A 556-nucleotide genomic window follows, 5' to 3' on the forward strand; every position below is an offset into this window, starting at 1 on the left:
AATAGCCGGGGATTTGGTCTGGAAGAAAAATGACCAATGATGCTTGGATTTGATTTACTATGTTTCGAAAAACTTGAATAAGTAGCTCGAATCGCTCTGCTCATGATTATTTTTCTCCAAACTAAAATAAAACCATGTCGATAGCCTGAGCTGAAACGCGATTTGCAGACAGCCATCAAGGCGAACGAGGAGAAGAAGTATGAGCACATTCAGAGAAATTCGTCAGTTGATTCCATCGCAACCTACCGCTGACGGTGATGGTGTTAAAATTCGTCGAGTTGCAGGTTTTAACAACACGAGCTTTTCACCATTTTTAATGATGGATGAGCTGAAATCCGATCAACGTTCTGACTACATTGGTGGCTTTCCTCCTCATCCTCATCGTGGGATTGAAACGCTGACTTATATGCTGAAAGGTCATTTTCAACATCGTGATCACATGAACAATGTCGGCGAATTGCGTTCAGGTGGTGCACAATGGATGGCGGCAGGTCGCGGAGTAATACACAGTGAAATGCCAATTATGCAAGACGGTGAGCTGCATGGTTTTCAGATA

Annotated in this window: 1 protein-coding gene; it reads left to right on the forward strand. The window is 43.2% G+C overall.

The genetic code is table 11. The features are described 5' to 3' along the window. Positions 1-199: 199 nt before the first annotated feature. Positions 200-556: pirin family protein (locus R7190_RS29715; protein ID WP_318138186.1), on the forward strand; the 357-nt coding region annotated here is incomplete at its 3' end.

Source organism: Vibrio sp. 1078-1 (genome assembly GCF_033340475.1).